Annotated in this window: 24 protein-coding genes; 7 read left to right on the top strand and 17 right to left on the bottom strand. The window is 63.2% G+C overall.

Going from position 1 to position 24,554, the window contains the following annotated elements; all coding sequences use genetic code 11:
- Positions 1–118: 118 nt before the first annotated feature.
- The 5 genes from ACSFDB_RS00120 to tnpA all read right to left on the bottom strand — a co-directional run bounded on the left by ACSFDB_RS00120 (position 119) and on the right by tnpA (position 3,599).
- A complete protein-coding gene (locus ACSFDB_RS00120) occupies positions 119–301 on the bottom strand; it encodes a hypothetical protein (RefSeq protein WP_440769042.1) in 183 nt (60 codons plus the stop codon).
- Between the two features lie 124 nt (positions 302–425).
- Positions 426–1,145: an SDR family oxidoreductase gene (locus tag ACSFDB_RS00115; protein WP_440769041.1), complete on the bottom strand. Its 720-nt coding sequence runs from the start codon at positions 1,143–1,145 to the stop codon at positions 426–428.
- A 109-nt stretch (positions 1,146–1,254) separates the two neighbouring features.
- A complete protein-coding gene (locus ACSFDB_RS00110) occupies positions 1,255–1,704 on the bottom strand; it encodes a response regulator (protein WP_440769040.1) in 450 nt (149 codons plus the stop codon).
- A gap of 252 nt (positions 1,705–1,956) precedes the next feature.
- Positions 1,957–3,192: an RNA-guided endonuclease InsQ/TnpB family protein gene (locus ACSFDB_RS00105; protein ID WP_440769039.1), complete on the bottom strand. Its 1,236-nt coding sequence runs from the start codon at positions 3,190–3,192 to the stop codon at positions 1,957–1,959.
- Entirely contained in the window at positions 3,192–3,599 is a 408-nt protein-coding gene (gene tnpA, locus ACSFDB_RS00100; RefSeq protein ID WP_440769038.1) for an IS200/IS605 family transposase, read from the bottom strand. The genes ACSFDB_RS00105 and tnpA overlap by 1 nt, the downstream gene beginning before the upstream one ends.
- Positions 3,600–3,907: 308 nt before the next feature.
- Between tnpA and ACSFDB_RS00095 the strand changes: the two genes are divergently transcribed.
- Positions 3,908–4,567 carry a glycerophosphodiester phosphodiesterase gene (locus ACSFDB_RS00095; RefSeq protein WP_440769037.1) on the top strand — a complete coding sequence of 220 codons (660 nt, stop codon included), beginning with the start codon at positions 3,908–3,910 and terminating at the stop codon, positions 4,565–4,567.
- A 328-nt stretch (positions 4,568–4,895) separates the two neighbouring features.
- On the opposite strand, the gene ACSFDB_RS00090 is transcribed toward ACSFDB_RS00095, so the two are convergent.
- The 6 genes from ACSFDB_RS00090 to ACSFDB_RS00065 form a co-directional block, all read right to left on the bottom strand.
- Positions 4,896–5,294 carry a secondary thiamine-phosphate synthase enzyme YjbQ gene (locus ACSFDB_RS00090; RefSeq protein ID WP_440769036.1) on the bottom strand — a complete coding sequence of 133 codons (399 nt, stop codon included), beginning with the start codon at positions 5,292–5,294 and terminating at the stop codon, positions 4,896–4,898.
- Positions 5,295–5,353: 59 nt separating this feature from the next.
- The gene (locus tag ACSFDB_RS00085; RefSeq protein ID WP_440769035.1) at positions 5,354–6,373 is read right to left on the bottom strand and encodes a HEAT repeat domain-containing protein; all 1,020 of its coding nucleotides are present in this window, start codon (positions 6,371–6,373) and stop codon (positions 5,354–5,356) included.
- Between the two features lie 76 nt (positions 6,374–6,449).
- Positions 6,450–8,477, bottom strand: coding sequence for a SpoVR family protein (locus ACSFDB_RS00080; RefSeq protein ID WP_440769034.1), 2,028 nt, complete (start codon positions 8,475–8,477; stop codon positions 6,450–6,452).
- The gene (locus ACSFDB_RS00075; protein ID WP_440769033.1) at positions 8,470–9,795 is read right to left on the bottom strand and encodes a YeaH/YhbH family protein; all 1,326 of its coding nucleotides are present in this window, start codon (positions 9,793–9,795) and stop codon (positions 8,470–8,472) included. Before ACSFDB_RS00075 ends, ACSFDB_RS00080 begins: the two co-directional genes overlap by 8 nt.
- 16 nt (positions 9,796–9,811) lie before the next feature.
- Positions 9,812–12,100 (bottom strand): PrkA family serine protein kinase, encoded by a 2,289-nt coding sequence (locus tag ACSFDB_RS00070; protein WP_440769032.1) that lies wholly within the window; start codon positions 12,098–12,100, stop codon positions 9,812–9,814.
- A gap of 1 nt (position 12,101) precedes the next feature.
- Positions 12,102–14,171, bottom strand: a complete 2,070-nt coding sequence (locus tag ACSFDB_RS00065; RefSeq protein ID WP_440770158.1) for a PrkA family serine protein kinase — start codon at positions 14,169–14,171, stop codon at positions 12,102–12,104.
- 592 nt (positions 14,172–14,763) lie between these two features.
- On the opposite strand from ACSFDB_RS00065, the gene ACSFDB_RS00060 reads away from it, so the two are divergent.
- The 5 genes from ACSFDB_RS00060 (at position 14,764) to ACSFDB_RS00040 (ending at position 18,052) form a co-directional block, all read left to right on the top strand.
- Positions 14,764–15,216, top strand: coding sequence for a DUF5820 family protein (locus tag ACSFDB_RS00060; protein ID WP_440769031.1), 453 nt, complete (start codon positions 14,764–14,766; stop codon positions 15,214–15,216).
- A 91-nt stretch (positions 15,217–15,307) separates the two neighbouring features.
- Positions 15,308–15,754: a UPF0179 family protein gene (locus ACSFDB_RS00055; RefSeq protein WP_440769030.1), complete on the top strand. Its 447-nt coding sequence runs from the start codon at positions 15,308–15,310 to the stop codon at positions 15,752–15,754.
- A gap of 90 nt (positions 15,755–15,844) precedes the next feature.
- Positions 15,845–16,531 carry a PHP domain-containing protein gene (locus ACSFDB_RS00050; RefSeq protein ID WP_090306544.1) on the top strand — a complete coding sequence of 229 codons (687 nt, stop codon included), beginning with the start codon at positions 15,845–15,847 and terminating at the stop codon, positions 16,529–16,531.
- Positions 16,528–17,658, top strand: a complete 1,131-nt coding sequence (locus ACSFDB_RS00045; RefSeq protein ID WP_440769029.1) for an asparagine synthase C-terminal domain-containing protein — start codon at positions 16,528–16,530, stop codon at positions 17,656–17,658. The genes ACSFDB_RS00050 and ACSFDB_RS00045 overlap by 4 nt, the downstream gene beginning before the upstream one ends.
- A 145-nt stretch (positions 17,659–17,803) precedes the next feature.
- Positions 17,804–18,052 (top strand): amphi-Trp domain-containing protein, encoded by a 249-nt coding sequence (locus tag ACSFDB_RS00040; protein ID WP_440769028.1) that lies wholly within the window; start codon positions 17,804–17,806, stop codon positions 18,050–18,052.
- A gap of 61 nt (positions 18,053–18,113) precedes the next feature.
- On the opposite strand, the gene ACSFDB_RS00035 is transcribed toward ACSFDB_RS00040, so the two are convergent.
- The 5 genes from ACSFDB_RS00035 to ACSFDB_RS00015 form a co-directional block, all read right to left on the bottom strand.
- A complete protein-coding gene (locus tag ACSFDB_RS00035; protein WP_440769027.1) occupies positions 18,114–19,205 on the bottom strand; it encodes an Mrp/NBP35 family ATP-binding protein in 1,092 nt (363 codons plus the stop codon).
- 121 nt (positions 19,206–19,326) lie between these two features.
- Positions 19,327–19,614, bottom strand: coding sequence for a hypothetical protein (locus ACSFDB_RS00030; RefSeq protein WP_440769026.1), 288 nt, complete (start codon positions 19,612–19,614; stop codon positions 19,327–19,329).
- A 204-nt stretch (positions 19,615–19,818) separates the two neighbouring features.
- Positions 19,819–20,154 carry a hypothetical protein gene (locus ACSFDB_RS00025; protein ID WP_440769025.1) on the bottom strand — a complete coding sequence of 112 codons (336 nt, stop codon included), beginning with the start codon at positions 20,152–20,154 and terminating at the stop codon, positions 19,819–19,821.
- Positions 20,151–21,518 (bottom strand): NrfD/PsrC family molybdoenzyme membrane anchor subunit, encoded by a 1,368-nt coding sequence (gene nrfD / locus ACSFDB_RS00020; RefSeq protein WP_440769024.1) that lies wholly within the window; start codon positions 21,516–21,518, stop codon positions 20,151–20,153. The genes ACSFDB_RS00025 and nrfD overlap by 4 nt, the downstream gene beginning before the upstream one ends.
- 2 nt (positions 21,519–21,520) lie before the next feature.
- Complete coding sequence (locus tag ACSFDB_RS00015) at positions 21,521–23,341, bottom strand: 4Fe-4S ferredoxin N-terminal domain-containing protein (protein WP_440769023.1); 1,821 nt, start codon at positions 23,339–23,341, stop codon at positions 21,521–21,523.
- Positions 23,342–23,772: 431 nt separating this feature from the next.
- Between ACSFDB_RS00015 and ACSFDB_RS00010 the strand changes: the two genes are divergently transcribed.
- Positions 23,773–24,099 (top strand): cupin domain-containing protein, encoded by a 327-nt coding sequence (locus ACSFDB_RS00010; RefSeq protein ID WP_440769022.1) that lies wholly within the window; start codon positions 23,773–23,775, stop codon positions 24,097–24,099.
- Here the strand turns inward: ACSFDB_RS00010 and ACSFDB_RS00005 are convergent.
- Positions 24,100–24,554: helix-turn-helix domain-containing protein (locus ACSFDB_RS00005; protein WP_440769021.1), on the bottom strand; the 455-nt coding region annotated here is incomplete at its 5' end.

Below are 24,554 nucleotides of genomic sequence, written 5' to 3'. Positions count from 1 at the left end.
AGTTTCACGCATTTACAGCGGCTACCGACTGAGAGTCGACACGTCGTCTGGAAGTCGACCGAACTCGTATCGGATTGAACCCGTACACGGAGAGACGGCGCCGTCCTCGAGGACGGACTCATTCGCTCTTCTCGCCCGTCGAGTCGTCGAACGCCGAATCGGGGAGCGTGAACGTGCCGGTCTCGGCGTCGACGAACTTCCTTCCGAAGAACGACCGAAGCGCCATCTTCGCCCCGGCGTACGCCCCGAAAGCGACGATCAGAAAGGCGGCGGTGAACGCGGCTGCCAGTTCTACGATCATAGGCGACATACATATTATACTGATAAGAGAGTTGCGAATAGATGTTGGTACTCTCGTCAGGAACACGTGCCCCTCGACGGAAATGGCAGGGAGGACGAGTTCTCAGAACCGCCGTCGGGATCGGTTACGCCTCTCCGTAGACCGGTACGGCCGCGCCGCTGGTCACCGCTGCGCCGTCGCTACAGAGAAAGGCCATCACCTCCGCGATCTCGGATGGATCGACCCACGAGTCGTGATCCGAGTCGGGCATCATCTCGCGGTTCATCGGCGTGTCGATCACGCTCGGCATCACGCAGTTAGCTCGAACCGTGCCGCGGTTCTCCGCGGCTAGGGTCTCCGTCAGCAGCCGAATTCCCGCCTTCGTGATCCGGTAGGGACCGTCGCCCTCGCCGCCCTCGAGCGACGACCGCGCGCTGATGCTCACGATCGAACCCTCGCTCTCTTGGAGCTGTGGGAGGGCGTGTTTCGCGGCAAGAAAGGCGGTCTTCAGGTTGACGTTCATCAGGAGGTCGAACTCGTCGAGATCGGTCTCCTCGATCGGGTCGCCGCCGCTCCAGGTGCCCGCGATGTTCAGCAGGTGATCGATCCGGTCGTGATCGTCGACGATAGCCGAGACGAGTCGCTCGACGTCGGCTTCGTCGGTCAGATCCGCCTCGTAGAAGTGGGTTCGCTTGTCGGTCTCGAGCAGGCTGTCCTCGTCGTCGGGGGCGACAACGTCGACGGCACAGACCGTCGCGCCGGCCGCCCGAAAGCGGTCGACGGCCGCGCTTCCGAGCGCGCCGCTCGCGCCCGTGATCACCGCGACGGTTCCGTCGAAGTCGACGTCGAACTCGGTCGAAGGCATACCGTCACTGCCACGCCCCGTTAGATCAATGTCGGGGGTGGCAAGTCGACACGCGACCCAAGCGCAGGGAACGCAAACTCGGGGAGGACCTGCTCGGACGCGACGAACGCTACGAAGAGACCGGCGGCAACGCCGCCTTCTGGAGCCAGAACTCCGCGACGGCTTCGACCATCGCCTCGTACTCGACCGGGTCGGTCGGCTTGGTCAGGTAGGCGTTCGCCGAGAGTTCGTAGCTGTCGAGGACGTCTTCGACGGCGTCGGAACTCGTCAGGACGAGGACTGGAATCCTCGTGAGCGTCGCGTCGTCTTTGATCGTCTCGAGGAACTCGAGTCCGTTCACCCGCGGGAGGTTCAGATCGAGGAGGACGAGATCGGGGACGGAGTCCGGATCGTTGTCCCGACGCTCGGTGAGGAACTCGAGGGCTTCGTCGCCGTCAGTGGCGACGTGAATCGTCGTCTCGATCGAGAGCTGTTTGAACGCCTCCTGCGTGAGTCGAACGTCGCCCGGATTATCCTCGACGAGGAGCACGTCGATCGGATCGTCGAATCGGTCAGTCATAACTGAAAGATCACCTCGTGTCAGTGCAACGTATTCGTGTCTGATACATCGGCAGCGATAATCGTTTCCGAGTAGATTGGATACCGAGTTAACGACAGTTGCTAATAGGTTTGGAACTCGGGTCGAGTTGTCCCCGGCAATCGGGGGACGGCGAGAGCCGAACTGTACGCCATATCCCTCGAGTCCATCGGCGACGCGACCGGACGCGATACCCACCTTCTGACAGCGAACGAGTCAGTGAACTACCCTACCCTACCGCTCGCCTGACGGCTCGCGCTTGAGGGTAGGGCTTCCTGCTTCAACGACGCGCTTTGCAGATACTGATGTATCCACAGGGAGTGCAGTCTCCACAGGCGTTGATTCGGAGTGTCCCACTCCTACCTGCTTGACGCCCCGAGAAAGAATGTTCCATGCAGCGTTCGCGTCCCTATCCGCCGTGAAACCGCACGATGGACAGGAGTGTTCGCGGACCCACATCGGCTTATCAGTCGGGACACCGCACGACGCGCATTCCTTCGTCGTTCCTGCCGGTTCGACGGCGACGAAGTGCGTTCCGTTCCGCTCACACTTGTATTCGAGTAGCGAGAGGAACGTTCGCCATGCGGCGGACGCGGTGTTTCGACTGTTCGACGGGGATTCGAGCATCCCCTTCACGTTCAAGTCCTCGACCGCTACGAGGCCGTATTCCCGAGCGTAGTACGCCGAGAGCTTGTGAAGGAAATCCCGGCGTTTTCGCTTCAGGTCGGCGTGGCACTTCGCCACTCGCCGACGCTGACGCTCGTAGTTGTTCGACCCGTACTCCTTCCGCGAGAGTTTCCGTTGCTCGCGTTCAAGCCGCTCGCGTTCGTCGGAAAGGTCGAGTGACCCGACGGCATGACCGTCGGTATCGTGAGCGTACTTGAGAATCCCCACGTCGATACCAACGCACCGCTCGGGATTCTCGGGCTTCGTCGGCGGCTCACGGTCGAGTTCGACGCCGAAGGTAGCGTACCATTCGTCGGTCGGCTCCTTCTTGAGCGTGACCTGCTTGAGTTTCGCGTCGTCGGGTATCTCACGGTGAAGCCGTATCGGTATGTCGCCGAGTTTCGAGAGGCACAGTAGCGTCCGACCGCCCTTTTTGTCGAGCTTGAAGCCGGATTGACTGTACGTGAAACTGCGGAACTCCCGTGGCGGTTTCCACTTGAGCATCCCGACGCCGTACCCCTTCCGCTTGAGTGCGGAGAGGCCTTTGAGATTGTCGAACAGCCGTTCTACAACGGTCTGAAGCACCTTCGAGTACACGTCTGTGAGGTCGTCCCACCTCTTTTTGAGGCCGGGTAGCTCCGACCGAAGCGAGGTCATGGACGGCAGTTCGCCGTTCTCCTCGCGGTACTCGCCGAGTCGGTAGCGGAAGTGGTTGTACGTTTGCCTACAAATATCTCGGTGGCGGTCCAACTCCTCTCGGTGGGCGTCGGACGGCGTGAGGCGATACTTATAGGCGTAGTACATCAGGACTCTCGCTGGTTATCGACGTATTGTTTCAGAACGTCGAGCGACACCTGCCCCGTTGAAAGGAGGCAGTAGGAACTGTTCCAAAACGAGTCGCCCCACAGTTCGTTCTTGAGTTCGTCCTCGTACTCGTTACGGATGCGACGGGCGGTCGCACCCTTCACGGTGTTGATGAACTTCACGAGGTCTGTGGTTGGCTTGGCCTTGAACAGGAGGTGTACGTGGTCGTCCTCGCCGTCGAGGTTGAGGAGTTCGACGCCGTAGTTGTCCGCGAACCCTTCGATGATACCTCGAATGAAGTTGGTTCGTTCTTCGGTTAGCACTCCTCGCCGATACTTCGTCGTGAGTATCAGGTGATAGTGGAGTGAGTAGACCGAATGCGAACCTGAGTCGAGGTCGTACTGCATTGGGTTCGGTGGTTAGTATGACACCCTAACGAAAAAAGCTACCGACTGCGTGGGCCTGTGGGCCGGCTACCGAACACGTTTGAGAACTGTGCGGCGTTAACGAGACGCTCCGCGTCTCGTTCGCACACCAGAAATCTTCGATTTCTGGGGACGTCCTCAGAAACGCTCGCGTTTCTGATGGGCTGCACAAGAGCTTGCTCTTGTGAACGCTGTATCCCCTCCCTACTCGCTCCCTTCGGTCGCTCGTTGAGGAAGGGGGCTTAGCGCCTCGGTTAAGCTAAAGCCGCTCGCGGTCGTTGTCCCACCGAATGCGTCTGATCGCTCATCGAGGCTTTGCCGCCACGTCCCCCGAGAACACGATCGCAGCGATTCGATCGGCCGCCGAGTACGCGGACGCCGTCGAGTTCGACGTCCGACGCTGTGGGTCGGGCGAACTCGTCGTCATCCACGACGACACGATCGACCGCGTGACCGGGAGCACCGGCACGGTCGCCGACACCGCGCTCGAGGAACTCAAGGCCCACACCGTTCTCGGCTCCGGCGAACGCGTCCCCACGCTCGAGGAGATGCTCGAGGCCCTCCCGCCGAACGTCGAAGTCAACCTCGAGATGAAGGCCACCGGAATAGCGGCGGACGTCCTCGAGGCCATCGAAGACGTCGAAAATCGCGTCGTCACGACCTCCTTTCTGCTGCCCGAACTCGAGACGATCCGCGAGATCGATCGCAGCCAGCCGACGGGCCTGCTGGTGAGTCGCCGCCTCGAGACGCCGGTCACGACCGCGGTCGAACTCGACTGCGACGTCATCGGCGCGAACTACTGGCGCTGTCTCACGACGAACCTCGTCCCGCGAGCGAAGTCCGTCGACCTCGAGATCCACGCGTGGTCGCTCGAGCGACGTCTTACGGCGAAACTGCTCGAGTGGCGGGGCGTCGACTGCGTGTCTGCGGATCGACCGATTCGGATCTAGCGTTACGCCAGATCGAATTCGGCGGAGGACCGCAACAACAGACCGATCCCGACGAAAGCGGTGACGAACCCGACGAGGAACAGGTGCAGCCGCAGTGCTCGAGCGGCGACCTATATCTCCGGGAGAAAACCGACGAGAGCGATCACGGTTCCGACAGAGATGAGCTTGTATTCGGTTTTCATATCACACAGTTATGGTACTCTATGAAAATAGTTCTGCGGTCAGGACTGACGCTTCGGCCCGTCGAGCATCGTACTAAGTCTCACGAACAAAATCGACTGCCGGGCTCGCGCGGCGAATCGCTGCTCGACACCGATTCGAGCATCCACTACTCGCCGACAGTCGACACGGACACCGTCCGCATCCGCGGCCCGTCGCACTCGACCAGCAGCACGGACTGCCACGTTCCGAGCGCCAGCTCGCCGTCTTCGACCGGTATCGTCACGTCCGGCCCGAGCAGCGCCGCTCGGAGGTGCGAATCCGCATTTCCGTCTAACTGATCGTGTGCGTGTCCCTCGTCGGGAACCAACTCCCGGAGGAACGATTCGAGGTCGCCGCGCAACCGCGACTCGTTCTCCTGGACGATCAATCCGGCCGTCGTGTGCTCGACGAACCCCGTCGCCGTCCCGGACTCGAGGTCGACAGGAACGGCCGCGGCGATCCGATCGGTCACGTCGACGGTCGTCAACCGTGCGTCGGTCTCGACGGAAAACAGCTCCCGTGACATACGTCGCATCTCGGCGGCCAGCCTCCACTGTGTTTCGGTCGACGGAGTCAAAGAGGGAATCAGGAGAGTCGGTCAAGCGCCCAGTCGGCCCGCTCGCGGACGATCGACGCCGGATCGTCGGCTGCCAGCGTCTCGAGTCGATCCGCGGCCGCCTCGACCCGTCCGTGGCCGAGTGCGACGCACGCGTTCGCCCGCGCGCGATCGAAATCGTCCGTGAGCAGTTCGAGCAATGGCTCTCGTGCGGGACCGAGGTCCCGACCCGTTGCCGCGGTGACGCGTGCGAGCAACACGGCGGCGTTCGCGCGCGTCTCCGGATCCGCGGACTCGAGTGCCCCACCGAGGTCGTCACAGACCGGTTCGACCGCCGCGGGGGCGTGGTGGGCGACGTCCGCCAGACAGCCGATGGCGTTGCGCCGGAGCGGGGGATCGTCGTGGTCGACGAGATCGATCGCCCGCTCGACGAACCCGAGCGTTTCCGGCGGCGTCTCCGATCGGGTCAGCCGACCCAGCGTCGGAAGAACGGGAACGCCGTTGGTTTCCGGATCCGCCGCCAGCGCGTCGGTGAGTACTGGGAGCGCGGAGTGTACCGCGGTCGGCGTCGTTCGCGACACCTGCTGGATCACGCGGAGTCCCCAGTCGTCGTAGCCGGACCGGCGGTCGACCACGTCCGCGATCGTGGCCGTATGCTCGATCACGGCCGACGGCTGCTCGTCGGCGACGACGGCCAGACACCGGAGGAGTTCTCGCGTCGCCGGCTGATCCGCGTTCGCCTCGACAAAGGAGACGATGACGTCGACCGACGGCGCCACGTCCGCGGGCGACTCGGCCGCGAGTTCGGCCAGGCAGTACGCGACCGACTCGTGAAACTCGAGCGCCGGCTGCTCGAGCAGGGCGCGGAGCTTCGGGACCGTCGGCACGCAGTCGCCGGGACGCTCGTCGAGCGTGTCGCGGATCGTTTCGACGGCCGCTCGCTGGTCGGTCGGTTCGCGCCTATCCAGTTGTGCGAGGACTGACGGCAGATCGAACGAGTCAGCGTCGACTCGTCGCTGTTCGACCGCCTCGCCCCCTTCCCCATCCATCACATCCCGAGCATGTGCGATCGGCGGCAAAAGCCTTCCGAGTGTTTACTGCGGTCGAAAACGGACGAAAGAACGGTCAGGCGAGCCACTCGTCGGGTTTCGTGTCGTAATCGACGTCGTCGGCCGAGAGGTGCTCGACCTCCTCCCACGGGACGTCGTCGATCGTCACGTCCTCGCCGTCGTACCGGATGAGTTTGCCGCGCTCTTCGGGTTCGGGTTCCCGGTTGCGTCGTTTCGCCACCTCGATATCGTGTTCGTCGACGTCCTTGACGATCGTCAACAGGTTCACGGGCCGGCCCCACAGTTCGAAGATCCGTTTCAAGGTCTCCCTGGCCTGTCCGAGATCGAGCATGACGCCGTTGTACTGGTGGCCCAACAGGAGTTCGTTCGCGTTGTTGTAGTTCCCGTCGTAGACCGCGATGGTCGGCTTCCCGAAGTTGGTGAACTGCAACAGCAGCTTCTTCTTGACGTCCTCGGCGGCGTCGCTGGCGACGTGGAACTGGCCCGTCGCCTGGGAGTGCTCGTAGGTGAAGTAGTTGTTCTCCGTGATGAACTCCGTCGTGAGGAACTCGTCGAGGAACGTGACGTCGTTGTGGCTCTCGCGGATGTCGTACATCCGATCCCAGCCCGCAGAGAAGTCGACGTCCGCGAGCGCCTCCTCGACGGTCTCGTAGCGAGCGTCGTCGAAGAGGTAGCGACCGATCTGCTCGAGATCGTTCTGACTCACCCGGGTCAGGAAGCCGCGGTGCTGGCGCTTGACCAGCGAGTAGTGGCGCCGCGCCAGCCCCTCAGTGGTCAACACCTTCCACGGGTACGTTTCGACGTCGATTTCGCCATCCCGTGCCTGCTCGAGCGCCTCCCGATCGACCCACTCCTCGGGAACCGCCTCGAGTCGATCGAGCGTCTCGGGTGTGATCGACGCGATGGCTGCTGGGGGTTCAAGGGTCTCTAAGACCGCTTCGAAGTCGACGACGTCCATCAGGTTGCGCCAGGAGACGCCATCGACGCGGAGCAGGCGCTCTAAGACCTCCCGGCGGTTCGTCCGGTTCTCGACGTACTCCCAGAGCTCCATCCCGAGGCTGTAGGGGTTGAGCCCGCCGGAGCCGAGCACTTTGGCCATGTGATCGGCGTAGTTCATGAACTCGTCGTCGCCGGCGAATCCCTCGTCGGTCATCATCGTCGACTCCCAGTAGGCGGCCCACCCCTCGTTCATCACCTTCGTCATCTTCTGGGCGGCGAAGTAGTACGCCTCCGCGCGCATCATGTCGAGGATGTCCCGCTGCCACTCCTCCATCTCGGCGGCCCGTCCCGCCTCGCCGTCGAACTGCTTGCCGTGTTCGCGGACGAACGAGAGGACGTCCTTCTGGGGCTCCTCGGGGAAGGTGACCGCCTCGTCGGCCGCCTCGAGTTTCTCGAGCCACTCCTCGTCGAACACTTCGCCTTTGATCTCGTCCGAGAGCCCGAGTTCGTCGAGCTTCTCCGCGATGTCGTCGTCGAGGTCGTCGCGGGGGCCGTCGATCTCCAGTCGCCGACTGAACACCTGGTGTTGATCGATGTTGTCCTCCAGGGAGAGACAGTGGTCGATCCACTTCTCGACCTCCGCGCGGTCGATCTCGGGATCGGACATGTACTCGTCGATGGCGCGGGCGTGGCGCTCTAACATCGCGGCGGCGTTGACCTGATCGTCGTCGGCCCGACCGCTGGTGAAGAGGCCGAACCACTCGTTTTTCGCGAAGAAATCGGAGTGGGCCTCGACGTGGGTGATCACGGCCTTCTGGTCGGCGATCGTGTTCGACTCCTGGAGGAAGGCGTGGGCCGGATTGTCGTTGTTGACGATCTCGAAGGCCTTCCCGCCGCCGTACTGGCCCTGCTTCTGTTGCTTGTCGTACTGCATCCCCCACCGCCAGTGAGGGTAGCGACTCTGGAAGCCGCCGTAGGCGATGAGTTCGTTCATCTCGTCGTAGTCGATGATCCAGTACTTGACCGGGTAGGGCTCGAGGCCGAGTTTGACGGCGAGGTTTCTGGCCTCATCGACCGGTTCCTCGAGATCGGCGGCGATCGCCTGTTTGCGGAATCGGTCCGCGTTGGAGTTGCGTTTACTCATTGTCGTCACTCTCCGTGGAGAGGATCTCGTAGATCGCGTCCGTCACGTCCTCCTTGCTGTTGACGTACGCCACCGCGACGTCCTCGGCGTCGGTGCCGAAGTGTCGCTCGAGTTCCTCGGCGTGGGTGGCGTTGATCGCGTTACCGCTGGGTTGAGTTTCGACGTAGGCGTGGAGGTTGGCGTCTATCTGCTCCATCATCGGGATGACGCGCTCGCCGGTGTCGTTGCTCGAGTTCTCCGAGTCGCCCGCCGCGAAGACGTACCGGTTCCAGTCGCTCCAAGGGTACTCCTCCAACAGCTCGTTGGCGAGTTCGTACGCGCTCGAGATCTTCGTCCCGCCGCCGCTGCGGATGCCGAAGAAGTCGTCGCGTTCGACCTCCCAGGCGTCGGCGTCGTGGGCGATGTAGACGAACTCGGCGTTGTCGTACTTGCCCTGGAGATACCAGTCCAGCGGCGTGAACGTCCGCTCGACGAGTTCGCGTTTCTTCTCGCGCATCGAGCCGGAGACGTCGCGGATGTTGACCACGACGACGTTCTTCTCTTTCTCCTCGATGATCTCGGGGTGGCGGTAGCGCTCGTCCTCGCGGCGGAAGGGGACGTGTTTGATCCCCTCGCGTCGAATCTTCTGCTGAACCGACTCGCGCTCGACGTTTTCCTCGACTTCTTCGATCGAGGACCACGTGCCGCGTTCCTCGTCAGGAATCTCCCTGTAGGCCTCTTCGACCCACGCCATCGAGACGGGGAGGCTCTCGCCGCGGGCCCACTCGAACACCTCGCGGGGCTCGATGCCCTCGACCTTGCACAGCTCTTTGAGGAACTCCTCGTCGAAGTCCATCGCAAGTTTGCGCTTGAGTCCCTCCTTGAACATCCGCTCGAAGTCGAGCGTGCTGTTGGGACCGCTCCGCGTCATATCGGTGAAGGGCCCTTCCTTCTCCTCGACGACCGTCTTCCCCTTCGGATCGAGGTCGAGCCCTAACTCCTCGTCGAGCTCTTCCGCGAACTCCTCGGGGTCCATCTCGTAGTACTCGTGCTCGCCGCCCTCCTCGCCGGGTTCGCCGTCCTCGCCGTCGCTGTCGCCCGGCTGGGGCTGGGGCTGGCCGACCGGCTGGCCGGGCTGGGGCGTCCCGTCCTCACCCTGTCCGACGCCGCCTTTGTCGCGCTGGTCGTACTCGAACTCCGGCAGCGAGACGATCTTGACCGGGATCTGGATCGATCCGCGGCCGCCGGCGAGGTCGCCGTACTGGATGAAGTCGGCCAGATCCTCGCGGCGCTGTTCGCCCACCTCGCGGAATCGCTCGAGGTCGTCTCTCAGTCCCATAATAGCACCTCGTTAATCAGTCCCATCTGTAGCTCACCTGTCCCATGACGTGTCGGCTGGTTAGCTCGGCTGAGGCCGCCGAGTAGTCGAAGAGATCGACCATGGTGTCGATCGTTCGCTCTTTGACGGTCGCTGTCTCCGTCCCGCTCGGCGGGTCGTCCCATTGACGCGGGTCGAAGTCCTCGAAGCTTCGCTGGACGTCGTCCCAGTCGTGGCTCTCGAGGACGCTCTTGATCACCGGAATCGCGGTGAGATCGACGTCCTCGACGGCGAAGTCGTCGTCGCGGTGCTCCCAGGCGTGACGGTTCAACGACGTGATGACCTTCTCCCGCCGGAAGTTCCGGACGCTCTCGCGGGGGAGGTTACCCTCGTACTCGGCCTCGGAGAAGCGACCGAGGTGTTCGATCTCGAAGAGCTTCATCTTCAGCGGGTCCGGCTCGACCTCCTCGCCGCGGTCGTTGTGCAGCGGCTCGTCGGTCTCCCAGGCGTAGACCTGTTCGACGTACTCGGCGACGGTCTCCTCGTCGACGCGCTTGTCGTGCATGATCGCCTCGATGACGTCGCTCTCCTGCCGGTCGAAGATGTAGTTTTTCACGGGAACGATCCGGTTTTCGAACTCCGAACGCTCGCCCGACGAGAAGACGGGGGCGTCCGACAGTCCCTCGGCCATCGTGTTCAACACGTCCCGGGGCATCACGATGTCCTCGACCGGTAATTCGGTGTGGTGGCGGTCCCGATCGGTCTGGATGAGTTCCGCGAGCGTGTCCCGCGTGTAGGTGACCGGAATCCCGTGTTCGCCGTCGTAGGCCTCGCCGTTGAAGTCGAACTCGTCTTTCTCGCGTCGCGTGTCGCCTTCCTGCAGGTAGCCCTGATCGTAGATCAGCGCCTTGTCGACGAGATCCAGCCCGTTGGGTAGGTTCTCCTCGTCGAGTCGCGTCACGACCGCGTACAGCGCGGCGGCTTCGATCGCGTGGGGCGCGAACTCCTCCGTTCGCGTCTCGCCGCCCTGGTCTTTGACCGAGACGCGCACCGGCTCGCGGATTCGCGCCTCGAGTTCCTCGTAGCTCTCGGCCTCCCAGACGGCGGATTCGTTGGTCAGCTCGCGACGGATCAGCTCCGACTCGAGGCTGAGGTTCGTCAGGTAGCCGAACTGGTGTTTGTCCAGCCGACGCTTGAGCGCCTTCAGCGGGTCCATCCCGTTCCGATCGGAGTGCTGGTTGAGCTGGGCCTCGAGATCCGGGTTCGAGATGATCAGCATCTGCGTGTCGACGTCCATCCCGATCCCCTTGTCGAGTTTGACGGACTGCTCGTCGGGGACGTTCAGCAGTTTCTGCAGCAGGTCGGCGTGCTGGGCCGCGTCCTCGACGATTGTGAGGACGCCGTTGCCCTGCGAGAGCACGCCGTCGTAGGAAAACGCCTGGGGATTCTTGCGCCCGCGCGAGTCGAGTTCCTGGAGCATCCCGTGCATCCAGGAGCCGACGAGTCGCTCCTTCGGCGGGCCGTCGTCCTCGCTGTGGAGGACGCCGACGCCCTGGCCGACGTCGACGACGTAGTTTTTCACCCGCAGGTGGTCGTCGTCGGTGATCGCCGAGAACAGCGCCTCCTCGCCCTCCCGGCGGTAGCGCTCCTCGAGGAAGTCGTACGCCTCCCGGGAGAACGGGTCGAGTTTCGCGTCGACCCGAACGGGAACGTGGTCGTCGAGTTCGTCGTTCAGGTCGGCGAGCACGCGCTCGCGGACCTCCTCCGGGAACACCGACAGCGGGTGTGCCTGAACGGGGCTTTCGTACCAGTGCTGGTCGTCGCTCGCCGTTGGATCGCCGCTACCGTAGCTCAGACCGCGATCTTCGGCTGCGGCCGTCGTGACGTTCCACTCGACCGTGTACCGGCGACCCTCGGGGGTCTTCGAGTACTCGCGAAGCCCGTTGACCAGACAGCGCTTGAGTTCCGATTTTCCGGTGGCCGTCGGCCCTTCGAACCAGATGATCTTCTCGTCTTTCGCCCGGCCCGCCGCGATCGATCGGAGGTCGTCGACGAACCCGTTCAACACCTCGGTGTTGCCGAGGATCGCGTGTTCGCCGTCGTTGTGTGGATCGTCGAAGAAGCGGTACCGTTCTTTCTCCTCGCCTTCCTCGACCACGGTCCGAGTGCCCGCCGCCTCGATCGCCTCGAGGAGGTACTTCGAGGCGTGGGAGGCGATCGTCGGATTCGCGAAGATCCGATCGACGTAGGTCGCGAGGTCCATCGGCTCCTCGTAAGTCTCCTCTAACGTGCGGTCGGCCTCGGTGACGTAGTCGTTTCCCGTCATATCAATCCATCTCGGCTTTGGCAACCTCCGCGCCGGCGAACTCGAGTACTTCCTTCGCGCCGCCTTCGGAGTAGCCCTGTTCCATCAGCGCGTCGATCCACGAGGAGCGCTCGTCGTCGTCAAACTCGTTGGCGCTGACCAGCGCGGAGAAGTTGATGTTGTGTTTCTTGTCCTCCCAGAGTTTGCGCTCGAGTGCGCGGCGCAGGCGCTCGTTGTCCTGCGGGTTGAAGGCTTCACCTTCGCGCGCTCTGCGGCTGACCCAGTTCGACACTTCCTGCCGGAAGTCCTCCTTCCGATCCTCGGGAATGTCGAGTTTCTCCTCGACGCTGCGGAGGAACGTCTCGTCGGGCTCCTGTTCGCGGCCCGTGAGTTCGTCCTCGATGGTGTCGTCGTCGATGTAGGCCATCACGTGGTCCATGTACTTCTCGCCCTGGCGCTGGATCTCGTCGATGTCGTACGCTAAGGCGTGACGGACGTCCTCGATGGCTCGCTCTTTGTACTCCTCGCGCACGGTCTCGAGGTAGCGGTAGTACTTCTCGAAGTTCTCCTCGGGGATCGAGCCGTGGTGTTCGAGGTTCTCCTCGAAGAAGTTGAACACCGTCAGCGGCGAGAGGAAGCCGCGCGAGCGGTGTTTGGAGTCCATGATCGCCTCGGCGATCTCGTCGCCGATGAACCGGGGCGAGACGCCGACCATGCCCTCGCCGATCTCGGCCTTCCCTTCGGCCTCGTCGCGGAGCTTCTTGATGTCGATATCGTCACCTTCGTCGATCTCGCCGTTGTACGCCTTGGCCTTCGAGAGGAGATCGACCGTCTCGGTATCGGGCTCTTCGACCCGCGTGAGGACGCCGAAGAGACCCGCCATCTCCAAGGTGTGCGGCTCGACGTTGATGTCCGGGACGTCGGCGTTGTTCAGCATCTTCTCGTAGATGCTGGCCTCGTCCTCGTAGGAGAGGACGTACGGGAAGTCGATCCGCTTGGTGCGGTCGTTAAAGGCCTCCATCTTCTCGTCGCCCTTCTTGTCCTTGTACTCGGGCATGTTTGTCCGCCCGACGATCACCTGGTCGATGTCGATACGGGGGTTGTTCTTCGGCTTGATCGTCTGCTCTTGGGTCGCGTGGAGGAAGTCGTAGAGGAACTCCCGCTGGAGTTTGAGCAGCTCTTCACCCGAGAAGATGCCGCGGTTCGCGTTACAGAACGCCCCCGAGTAGTCGAACGCGCGCGGGTCGCTCTCGCCGTAGATCGCGATCTTCGAGTAGTTGACGTCGCCGGTGAGTTCGGTCTCGTCCTGGTTCTTCTTGTCCTTGGGTTCGAACGTCTCGAGGCCCTGGCGCTTGTTCTCGTCGGCGACGAAGCGGACGATCTCGACGTGGTTCTCTAAGACTTGCTGGAGGTCGTCGTCGTAGTACGCGAGCAGCTGATCCATGTAGAACTCGCTTTCGGGGTCTAAGGCCTGCTCGTTCCGGATCGTGTACGGCGCGTCGAGTCGCTCGTTTAAGTCGTCGAGCACTTGCTGGCGCTGCTCGAGCGGGAGGAGCACGAGCGGATCCTGGTTCATCGGCGACCGAACGGTATCGTCGGAGGGGTCCTGGTCCTTGATGACGTCACAGAGGTTGGTCCAGCGGAACGTGTACATCCGCCCCTCCTCGCGGAGCGTGTAGTCCTCGAAGTACTTGCGGACCTGCTTGTCGAAGTGGGACTTCCCGGAACCGACCGGGCCGAGCAAGAGTTTGATACGTCGTTCGGGGCCGAGCCGGCGGGCACCCGACTTCACCTTGTTCACGAACTCGTGGATCGACTGGTGAATCACCTTCCCGTAGAAGGTGTTCTCACCCTCGCCGAGCGGATCCTCGCTCGCGAGCAGGTACTCGACGACCCCTTCGGTCTCGTCGTAGGCCGTCCCGTAGTAGTCGAACATGTCCGCGACGCGCTGGTGGGCGTTGCGGGTGATCTTCGCGTCCTCGTAGCACTCCTGTAAGTACCAGTCGAAGGACTTGGTCTCCCGCAGGTCTGCGGGCATCGATTCCTTGTAGTCCGTACTGAGCGTCTCGAGTGTCTCGATATCACCGGTCATGGTATCATTGCCAGTTGCGATCTCCCCCGTTTGCATCGTCCGTGATCACGCGGAGTGGTCGGAGCGGACGTCGTTCGACCACCACTCTCGTCGCGATCGAACCGTCGGGATCCGTCGAGCCGTGTCACCATCGACCACACATCGTCACGGCAGTCGGCAGGCTCCGGGAGTAACTCGCTCTCGAAACGAACCGAACTGCGGCGGGCGGCGGTCTGTCGTGCCATGTGTGATCGATCACCACTCACGTTGCGCGACGACCTCGTCAGAGGCTCAGCCAACGGCGCGCCGGGGACGGGCGCGGAGTGGATCGGTCCGGCGAACGGATACCGATAGTATTTAATGAGTGAGTAATCCAGGTACTTAGCTTTAGCCCCAAAAGATATTTAGCAGAATATTATTCCACACAGTAGTCAAGTGGATTATATGTTGCCCCACGCTACCATACCACATCTTGGTCGATCGATGGCATAAGTTGCGAGCCTGCAGCGGCCGGTTTCGCTCGTGCGCGCTGGGCGTGTGGGCACACAACACGGCTTCGTCTCGAGTCCCTCGCGACGACGAGGCTTTAGGACCGCCCGACCAACGACCGCGCATGACGAACTCGGAGACCGACGCGGATCCCGAATCGCTGCGTTCGTCGCTCCCCGACGCGTGGACCGTCTGGAGTCAGGGCGACGACGGCCGCCTCGTGCTCGCGTATCGACCGGACGTCTTCAACGGCGACGACTTTCCGGCTGCCTGTCTTCCCACACTGTATCTGACCCACGGAAAACGCACCCGTCGCCCCGGAACCAACCCGACCAGCCGTCCGACCAGCGACTGGTACGTCACCCTCTATCTCGAGCCCGATGTCTCCGCCGACAACGAACGGTTTGAAACGCGCGCCGAGGCCCTCGAGCGTGCGCTCGAACTCGCCGAGGCGTTCGACGCCGGCGAGGTCGACTACCGCGGACTCTATCAGGTCCCCCGCGAGACGTACTTCGATCGACTGGACGAGCTGACCGGCGCGGTCGGAGACGGCGACTCCGAGACGGAGTCCGCATAACCGGTCATCGCGACGAACGCGACGTCCCACGCACCGTTGGTCGACGAGTCGACACGTGAGTCTTAACCGGCGTCGCGAAGTAGGGACCGGTATGTCGACCGTTACGCTCGTCGGAACCCGGCTCGCCGAGCCGGGAACCGAGTTCGTCTACCACGGCGAGGCCGACGCCTGCGCCGGCTGTCCCTATCGCAGTCAGTGTCTCAACCTCAAGCCCGATACCAAGTACCAAATCACGTCCGTCCGGGAGAATGCCCAGACCCTCGAGTGCGCGATGCACGACGGCGGCGTCCGCGCCGTCGAGGTCGAACCCGTCTCCGTGCGCGCGAACATCCCTTCGAAGGGCGCGTTCGCCGGCAGCAAGGCGAGTCTCTCCGGCCCTTGTCCCTACGTCGAGTGTCCGAGCCACGAGTACTGCGAACCGGACGCCGTCGAGTTCGACGAGGAGTACCGCATTCGCGATATCCTCGGCGACCCGCCACACGAGGTCTGTCACCTCGACCGGTCGCTCGAGATGGTCGAACTCGACACCGACGAGTAGGCGATATCGGCGCGAACGCCGCTGATTCTCACGTGCGTATCACGTATCGAGGTGTTTTTGATCGCTCCACACGAACCGGGGCACATACCCGTGCTGTCGGTTGAACTCCACGCTCACTCCGCGCTCTCCTACGACGGCCGAGACTCGGTCGAGTTGATCCTCGAACAGGCCCAGGCCGTCGGTCTGGACGCGATCGCCGTCACCGATCACGACGAGATCGACGCGAGCCTCGAGGCCGCCGAACGCGCCCCCGAGTACGGACTGATCGGCATCCCCGCCATGGAGATTTCGAGCAAAGCCGGCCACATCCTCGGCTTCGGGCTCGAGGACGCCGTCCCGCCCGGCCTCTCCTACGAGTCGACGCTCGAGGCCATCTGGGAGCAGGGCGGACTCGCGGTGATCCCCCACCCCTTCCAGGAGTCGCGCCACGGGGTGATGGCCCGCATCTCCCGGGACCAACTCGCCGAGGGCGACGCGATCGAGGTCTACAACTCGCGGCTCTTGACCGGCCGCGCGAACCGACAGGCCGAACGGTTCGCCGAGTCCCACGGCCTGCCGATGACGGCCGGCAGCGACGCCCACATCAGCGAGATGGTCGGCCAGGCCGTCACCCGCGTCGAGGCGGACGACCGCTCCGCCGACGCGATCCTCGAAGCGATTCGCGAGGGCCGAACCACCGTCGAAGGGAAACGAACGCCGTGGCACATCAGCTTCCGACAGGCCGCAGGAGGTGTCACCCGCCGCGTGCGAAACGGCGTGCTGGGGCTCTTCCAGTGACGCTTCGCGGCGCTGATCCCGATACCGTTCGCGGTGCCCTCGAGAGCGGCGACCCGCTCCCGGGAACGACCGGTTTTGCCGGCGAACTCGACGGCGCACTCGTCCGCGACGTGCTCGGCCGCGTGCCCGTCTACGTCGACCGCGAGAGTGATGGCCGCACTCCAGCCGCCGACTGGGCGTTCGAACCGACGGCCCTCGAGCACCCGACGCTCCTCCCGGCCGGCACCACACTGGATCTGACGACCCCCGACGCCGAACCCGAGCGTCGATGGACGCTCCCCGATCCCGAGCCGGAGCCGGACCACGACGCCGCACTCGAGCGACTCGCCACGGCGATCCGGACCGCGGCCGACGCCGCGCTCGAGGCCGACCGGGACATCGCCGTCGCCTTCTCGGGCGGCGTCGACTCGGCGCTGGTCGCCGAGTTGCTCGACGCCCCCTTGTACGTCGTCGGCTTCCCCGACAGCCACGACGTCGCGGCCGCGCGGACGGCCGCCGAGGCGATGGGCCGGGAGTTGACCGTCGTCGAGCTAACGCCAGCGGATCTCGAGCGAGCGGTGCCAGACCTGGCCCGCGCGATCGGTCGGACGAACGCGATGGACGTTCAGATCGCCCTTCCGCTCTCGCTCGTGGGCGAGCGCGTCGCCGCCGACGGCTTCGACGCGCTGGCGGTGGGCCAGGGCGCGGACGAACTGTTCGGCGGCTACGAGAAGGTCGTCCGTCTCGACCATCGCGTCGCAGCCGAGACGACTCGCGGTGCCGTCCGCGAACAGATCGCGACGCTCTCCGAACAGCTCCCGCGGGACGTCCACGCGATCGAAGCGAGGGGGCTCGAGCCCGTCTCCCCCCTCCTCCACGACGCCGTCGTCGACGCCGCGCTTCGACTGCCCGACGAGTTGCTGGCCGACGAGACCGAGCGCAAACGCGCGCTTCGGCACGTCGCCGGGGAGTACCTTCCCGAAGCGGTCGCCTCCCGCGAGAAGAAGGCCGTCCAGTACGGCAGTCTCGTCGCCCGCGAACTCGACCGCCTCGCCCGGCAGGCCGGCTACAAGCGTCGGATCGACGACCACGTGACGAAGTACGTTCGCTCGCTGCTCGAGGACGAGCCGGAGCCGCCGACATCCTGAGTCGCCGACGCCGTTGCTTCGTTCGTTCCTGCCGACTCGACTTCGTCTCAAGATCTGGTAGCTCTGGCCGGAAACGGCCGCCACCAAAGTCGTGCCTGCCGATTCCCGGCCAACCTATTTATGTTCGTTCGGTGGTCGTTTTGCTATGGGAGAGAAAACGAATACCGAAGAGAACGTCTCGCGGGAAGAGGCAGCGGATCTGGTACAGGAACTCGCACAGGAGATTCGAAGCGGCGGTGTTGCCGAAGTTCGCGTCGGGAACAAGATGCTCAAACTGTCGCCCGCGCCGGAACTCGAGTACGGCATCGAGGTACAGGAGCGATCGCCGATGCTCGGCGGCCCGCGTGAAGAGATTACGGTGACCCTCGAGTGGGAAGTCGAAAAAGAGCCCTGAGCGTCGTCGCTCGAGGCTCACGAGTCACCGTGCCGTTCGAAACGACCGCGATACTGAGCCGCTAGTCCTCGAGTTCGGTTGGGAGCTGGTTCGTCGGGCCGCCCTCGACGTTGTCGGCAACCGTGCGGCGGTTGGTCTCGCCGATGCGGTCGGCGACCTCCGCGACGAGGTCTTCGACGGTCTCCTGGACCTCGCTCTCGTCGTCCTTGACGATCGCTCCCTCGCTGCCCTCCGCGCCGAAGTCGGGGTGGATCGGAATCTGGCCGAGCAGCGGGACGTCGTACTTGTCGACGATCGTCTTCGCCCCTTCGGTGCCGAACAGGCCGTGCTGGTCGCCACAGGAGGGGCAAATGAACGAACTCATGTTCTCGACGACGCCCAGTACTGGCGTGTCGTGTTTGTTGAACATCTGAATCCCCTTGCGAGTGTCGTCGAGCGCCATCTCCTGGGGCGTCGTGACGACGACCGCGCCGGTCACCGGCATCGACTGGAGGAGGTTCAGCGTCGCGTCACCCGTCCCCGGCGGGAGGTCGATGATGAGGTAGTCTAGTCGGCCCCACTCGACGCCCTCCAAGAACTTCAGCATGAACTTGTTGACCATCGGGCCGCGGAGGATCGCCGGATCGTCCTCCTGCTCGGTCATCATCCCCATACTGATGACCCGGACGCCGTCCGACCGGGGTGGAACGATATCCTCGTTCGGCGTCACACCGGGTTCGCTCTCGACCGGCAGGATCCGCGGGATGTTCGGCCCGTGAATGTCGGCGTCGAGCAGGCCGACCATCGCCCCGCGCTTTTCGAGACCCGACGCGATGTTCGCGGCGACCGTCGTCTTGCCGACCCCACCCTTCCCGGAGGCGACGGCGATGACGTTGCGAACCCGCGGCAATACCTCGTCGTCGAAGCCGTGTTCTTCGCCGACGTGTGCGCGCAGGTCCGCCTGGAGGCCCGCCTCGTCACAAACCTCGCGAATTCGGTTGCCCAGTTCCATCTCGGAGGGCGCGTACGGGGCGTTGAACGCGAGGTCGATCCGGGCGGTCTCGTCCTCGATTCGTACGTCGTTGACCAGGCCGAGCGAAACGATGTCCTCGCCGATATCCGGATCCTCGATCCCCTCGAGTTTGATCTGGAGTTCGTGTTCTGTAATGCTCATAATACGTCGTATGCGTTATCCGAGCATAAGGGAGCCGAACGGGATACGTGTGATGGTTCGGCGTTCGAACCCGCCGGTGACCACCGGTTCGCGAAGTCGGACTCGAGCTCGAGACCCCGGCTCAGAAGAGACTGGGTGCTTGTCCGTAGAAAATGATCCCGATCAGGACCGTCATGATGAGCATCGAGACCCACATGCTGGTCGCGATACTGACGAGATAGGTGACACCGAGCAGCCCCGTCTTCGTGTCGCGGGGTGTGCCGGCGAACCACGCGATGAGCATGACGTAGATCGGGAGCAGGACGACCCCGAAGATGATGTACGTTCCCTCGTTCGGAAACCCGGTCCACCCCTCGTTCGCCTCGTAGCCGTGATAGAGGACCGCCGACAGAAGGTCAACGAGTGTCATAGGTGTGTTTGACCAGCCGTTGGGGTCGTGGTTTCCCCTGACTGTGCATGGGCCTCATGACGGCGGCCCGTGACCACCGTCGCGATCAGCGAGGACGCTCGAGAACGAAGAGTGAGACCACGAAGAGTTGCCTCTCGACGAGCAGTGCTGCCAGCCAGCAAAAATCGAAACGAGCGAACGCGAAAATCGGTCCGATCGATCGGGTTAGAACAGGAACCCGAAGATCGGTATGTCGCCGGTGGGGCCGGGGGAGCCGAGTGGCTCCGGCAGGCCGCCGTAGAACACGAAGCCGATGATGACGGTCAGGATGAACATCCCGATCCACATCTGTGCCGTGATGGCGACGAGATAGGAGACGCCGAGCATCCCGGTCTTCGTGTCGCGGGGTTCGCCGGCGAACCAGGAGACGACCATGACGTAGATCGGCACCAGGATGACCCCGAAGATCAGGTAGGTCCCGATGTTGGGGAATCCGGTGAGGCCGTCGGTTCCGCTGTAGCCGTGGTAGAGCGGTTCGGCGAGTGCGGCGATGGAACTCATGCTTTCACCTCCGGTTCGGTTGCCGTGTCATCTGTCTCTTCGTGTCCGTGCCCGTGGTCGCCGCGAAGGTGTTCGACGGCGTGGAGCTCGACGACCGGAACGACCTTCGAGACGACGAGGAAGATCAGCGTCACCATGCCGATCGTTCCGAGCAGCGAGAGCAGTTCGATGGCGCTCGGGAAGTACGCCCCGGGCGTCGCCGCGTAGATCTCGAACTCGGGGTGAAGGAATCCTTCGACGACGAAGATCAGTTTCTCGATGAGCGTCGCGAACAGCACCGCAAACGAGGCGACGAGCGCTCGCCCTTTCGTGAACAGCGACGGGCGGATCGTCTGTGCGAAGATGTAGACGAGCGTCGCGAAGACGAGGACCATCGCGGTGATGTAGATCGGGTGCGTGATCGTCGCTTCCTGTGCGACCGCCGTGCTCACCGGTGCGGCGAACAGCCCGACGACGTTCTGCTGGAGCTGCAGCCAGAGGAACAGCAGACAGAAGAAGCCGAGCCACAGGAGCAGCCCGCGGAAGACGTCGTCCGTCATGATGTGGTCCCAGTCGTAGGCGCGACGGAACGCGTAGGCGACGATAATGACGCCGCTGATGGCCGAGGTCAGCGCGATCGTCAGGAACTGTGGTCCCTGCACCGCGCTGAACCAGGCCGGCATGCCGGGGAGCACCGCGAACAGCCACGGAATCACACCGCCGTGAAGCAGGAGCGGGGCCATGATGATGATCGCGAGCGCGAGCCACCAGACCATCCGCTCGACGACCTCGTCCTCGTCCTCGGTGTAGCCGAGGGTCAGGACGTTGTAGACCGGCGAGAAGTAGCCCGGCAGATCGTCGCGGAGACGCGTGATGTCGTACCGAAGCGTCAGTGCGAGGTAGGTCGCCGTCAGCACGAAGTAGGCCGTGATGACGGTGACGTCCCACACCAGCGGCGAGTTGTTGACCGTGATGTGGTAGTGGCCCAGCACGCTCGTGACCATCCGGTCCGGACGGCCCATGTGGACCAGAATGTAGAAGCCAGCCGCGGAGAGGCCGGCGATCGTCAGCAGTTCGGCGAGGCGGGCGACCGGCATGTAGCGATCCATGCCGAGCAGTCGGACCGCAGCGGAGAGGATGATCCCGCCGTGAGCGATCCCGACCCACCAGATGAACGCGCCGATGTACAGCCCCCAGGTCACGCCGCCACCGCTCCCCCAGTCGGAGAGTCCGGTGACGGCCATCCCTTCGGCCAGCTGGTACATCCAGCCGACGAGGAAGGCTCCGAACGCGAGTGCACAGAGCCCGAACAGGATGAAGTACTGCTTCGAGACGTTGTTGACTGGACGGAGGATGTCGGCCTCGGTCGGTGATTTCGTACTCATCGTTACCACCCTCCGAGGTTCAGTCCCGTGTCACCGACGGTCTTCTCGTCGAGCACGTCTTTTCGATTATCGACGAGCTCTACGCGTTCGCCGTCCGCTCGCTGGTAGGAGATGTTTTCGTAGTCGACACCCGTACCGGTCGGCTCACGCTGTTCGGCGTTCGGACCGGGCTCGTTGCCGAGGTAGATGACGTTCGGGTTGGTTCCCATATCCTCGAGCAGTCGGAAGTTCGACGACGGTACGCCGGCGAACGCCTCGAGGAGGTTCTGTGCGGCCTCGACGTCCGGGCCGTCGAACTCGTCTTCGTCCTCCTCTTCTTCTTCATCCTCGTCCTCGTCTTCCTGAATGAACGAGTCGGTTTCGGCTTCTTCTTCGTCGCCGTTCTCGTCGTCACCGTTTTCATCTCCACCGTTCTCGTCGTCGCCGTTTTCTTCCTCACCGTTCTCGTCCTCGCCGCCGAGGTCGGCTTCGTCGGGTGCGTCGGCGAGACCGAGTTCCGAGAGCACCTCCTCGCTCTCGAGGTCGAGTCCGTGGTTCGAAAGCGCCTCGAGCGTGATGAGGACGTCCTCCTCGTAGGCGGCGATGGTGCCGTCGCCGGCGCCCATCTCGGACTCAGCGGTGATCTGGACCGCAAGTAGCAGTCCGAGGGTATCCTCGTCCAGGTCGGTCGCGTCGAGGACGGATTCGAGGTCGTCGTCCTCGCCGTCGAGGTCTTCCTCGAGGGATTCGGCGAACTCCTCGCCGACGGAGAGCAGCGACAGCGTGCGACCGCGGCTCGGGTTCGACGCGTAGACCTGCGGATCGCTGGTCTCGTCGTGCATGTTCCCGAAGTTGATCGCATCCGGCGGACAAGCTTCCTGACAGGCCGTCGTCCCGACTCTGTCGTCGCCCGACATCCCATCCTGTCGGGTCGGGCACATCGTACATTTGCTCATCGTGCCACGCGGGGCGCGACTGTCGACCCAGCGCTCGCGTTCGTCGACCATGTGGTCGCCGTCCATGCCCATATCGTCGGCCTGGTCGGCGATCTGGTCGGTCGTGATGTCCGGTTCGTCCCACTGGAAGTAGTTGACGCCGTACGGGCAGGCGACCTGACAGTATCGGCAGCCGATACAGACGTCGTAGTCGGTCAGGACGAGCCCGTCCGAATCCCGGGTGTGTCGGGCCGTCGTCGGACAGACCTTCTCACAGGGTGCGTCGGTACAGTGCTGGCACGGTCGAACGAGCCGGTTGCGGCTCGTCTCGGGGGTGCCCGCTCTGGGTTCGTCGTACTCGAGGACGTACATCCAGTTGACACCCTGGTCGAGGTTGTTCTCCTCGGCGCAGGCTTCGACACAGGAGAGACAGCCGTCACAGCGCTCGAGGTCGATGGCCATCCCCCACTGGAAATCGCCGTCTCCCTCGTCGTTGTCACCCTCCTGAGAGATACCGAGACTGGGCTGGCTGTCGTCGACGGTGCCCCACGCACCGAGACCGACGGCAGCTGCACCGACGCCCATCTTCTTCATGACGTCGCGGCGACTTTCCTCGCCGTCGCCGTCGAAGGCCGAAAGCATTCGGCCCATGGCGCCACTCGACTCCTCCTGGGCTTCGTCGTAGGCGGCTTCGGTCGGGCGGTCGTCGACGCCGAACTCGTCCATCACGTCGTCGTGATACTTCTCGTGGAATTCGGCTTCCGAGAGTTCGCCCTTAGTGACGCGCATCGCGTCCTGGGCCATCTGCATACCGAGATCAGAATCGTACTCGGTCTCGTCGAGCATCCCCTCTAGTTCAGTTTCCCACTCTTGACCGAGCGGGTGGAAAGATTCGTCGTCCGTGCTCATTCCGATCGAACACCTCTGGACGAGAATCCGCTCGATGCGAAGTAATTACACGCCGACACGCAATTGAATACGGTCATCTGTGGATCCTCTGTACCGCACTCATAACTAGATAACGTTCAAGTGTTGAGCCGATTTCCACGACGTGAGAATTGACGCGAATATGTTCGCCTATATTTAACGGAGCGTAATAGCCACTACCTGTACTGTCAGGTACGGAAGATCGGTTGAGATACACGCGGTCCGGAACCAAAATGGTTGTAATAGAGACAACAACTGGGTGGGTTTCTGAACGTTTGCCTCAAAGTATGTCTCAGTCGAGTTTCATCTATTGAACCTACCTCCGCAACTGGCTGTGCGCGCTATGTCGAGAACGGCAGCCACCGAACCGGTTCGGCTCAGTACCTACGACCGAGGAGCGCTGAGACCTGAGTATGACCGATTTCGATCAACTGCCGACGCCGACGGAGCGACGGCGTCTCGAGGCGCTCGAGGAAACTCCACACGCACACCTGTTCGACGGTGAACCACAGACCGTTCGACTCGCGCTCGCAGACGGCGAACGGATTCCGGCGCATCGACACCCCGACCGGGAAATCGTCCTCCACGTCCTCGAGGGCCAGCTCACGATGTCGCTCGGTGACGGCGAGTACGATGTGCACGAAGGCGACGTCGTTCGATTCGACGGGGCACAGGATATCTCTCCGAAAGCACAGGCAGACACGACGGCACTGCTCGTGTTGGCGCGGCGGACCGACTGATCAATCGCTCGCGAGCGGGTCCTCGATTCGCTCCTCGGTATCGACGCCCGGCAGATCCTCGACGAACCGTTTGATGATCGCCTCCTCGGCCCGGTGAAGCGTCTCGCTGCACGTCGATTTCGCGATGTCGAGATGCGCCGCGAGCTCCGTCAACGAGCTGCGTCGAGGCGTGTCGTAGTAGCCCTCGTCGACGGCGGCGACGACGACCTCGAGCTGTCGGTCCGAGAGCAACTGGCTCTCGTGAAGTCGCTCGCGGACGTGTTCGATCCGGTACTGGAGCCCGAAGTGCTCGAGCTGTTCGGCCAGTTCGGCGAGCCGACTTCGCGAGCCGGTCACCTCGACCGTCGCCTCGCCGTCGACGATCTCGACCGGGAGTTCGATCGGCATTCCGGAGTCTCGCGACGAGAAAAGCAACAGCGGGGCAGTCGTTTCGAAGTGAACGGTCACCTCGTTCT

The organism is Natronorubrum amylolyticum (assembly GCF_052040145.1).
In the GTDB taxonomy this organism is placed as follows: domain Archaea; phylum Halobacteriota; class Halobacteria; order Halobacteriales; family Natrialbaceae; genus Natronorubrum.
The sequence above is the reverse complement of the archived record's forward strand: the minus strand, read 5'-3'. Positions and strand labels throughout refer to the sequence as shown.